1 protein-coding gene and 1 pseudogene are annotated in these 1,340 nt (G+C 71.7%); both read left to right on the top strand.

Annotation, left to right across the window (positions count from 1 at the left end):
- Window positions 1-32 precede the first annotated feature (32 nt).
- Complete coding sequence (locus tag G6048_RS48110; protein ID WP_165345898.1) at window positions 33-1,040, top strand: AAA family ATPase; 1,008 nt, start codon at window positions 33-35, stop codon at window positions 1,038-1,040.
- Window positions 1,040-1,340, top strand: a pseudogene (locus G6048_RS49085) (hypothetical protein); the annotation flags it as partial. The gene G6048_RS48110 and the pseudogene G6048_RS49085, both read left to right, overlap by 1 nt.

Below are 1,340 nucleotides of genomic sequence, written 5' to 3'. Positions count from 1 at the left end.
CCGCCCGCCCCTGAACCCGGAGGTGACCACTTGTGACCAGTGCATCCCAGACGCCCGCCTGGTGGGTGTACCGCGGTGACGGCATTCCGCACAACGCGATCGAGCGCCTCCCCGACCCTCCTTCCTGGCGCCCGCTTCAGCGGGGGATGCCGCCGCAGGACGGCATCAGCAGCAGTCCGGGGCCCGCGGACACGGAGCGGGGGCGGGTGTTCCAGGCGGACCGTGAGCTCGTCGATGTGGTCAACGCCGCGCTGCTGCTGCGCCGCCCACTGCTGCTCACCGGCCGCCCGGGCACAGGCAAGTCGACGCTCGCGCACGCCGTCGCGTACGAACTGGGGCTCGGCCCGGTCCTGCACTGGCCGGTGACGTCCCGTACGACGCTCCGCGACGGCCTCTACGAGTACGACGCGATCGGCCGTCTGCACGAGGCGAATCTGCAGCGCGCGGGCATGAAGGCCGGCACCAGCGACATCGGGCGGTATCTGCAGCTCGGCCCGCTGGGTACGGCCCTGCTGCCGCGCCGCAGGCCACGCGTCCTGCTCATCGACGAACTGGACAAGAGCGACATCGACCTGCCCAACGACCTGCTGACGGTCTTCGAGGAGGGCCGCTTCTCCATACGCGAGTTATTGCGGCTGCCCTCCGACCAGCAGAGCGTGCTGGTCCAGACGGCCGACGGCGGACAGGAACGCGTCACGGACGGTCAGGTGAGCTGCTGGGCGTTCCCTTTCGTCGTGATCACCTCCAATGAGGAGCGCGAGTTCCCCGCCGCGTTCGCCCGTCGCTGTCTGCGCTACGACATCGAGCCGCCGGGGCCCGACCGGCTCGCGGCGATCGTCGCCGCGCACCTGGGCGCCGACGCCTATGAGCAGGCACGCCCGCTGGTCGAGGCGTTCCTGGGCCAGCGGGAGAACGGAGACGTGGCGGTCGACCAGCTGCTCAGCGCCATCCATCTGGCCCGCGCCGGCGCCGACGAAGACCCCGCTCAGTGGCAGGATCTGCTGTGGACGGTGTGGCGGCACCTCGAAACGGGGCCATGATGCCTTTCGAACCACCGGAGCACTTCTCTCCGGATGCCCGGGAAATCGCCGAGGTCCTCTGGCTCGCGGTGCAGATGGCGGGCACCGATGCGGACCCGCGGTCGCCCGTCGGCCGTCCACACTCGCTGTCGGGCATCACCGGACCACTGGAACCACGTCCGCCCCGCCGCTCCGACAGCCCACCGCGTCGGCCCGACCCGCCGACAGGTCCCGGTGGCGCGTCGGAGCAGGGTCCGCAGCTGCACGTCCCTCCCCCGGGGAGCCGTGGCGTCGGCGAGTCGGCGGCGCCGCCCGCCCTGC

Origin of the sequence: Streptomyces ureilyticus, assembly GCF_011045025.1 — a bacterium.
GTDB lineage: Bacteria > Actinomycetota > Actinomycetes > Streptomycetales > Streptomycetaceae > Streptomyces > Streptomyces ureilyticus.
This window is presented reverse-complemented; position numbering and strand designations above follow the sequence as displayed.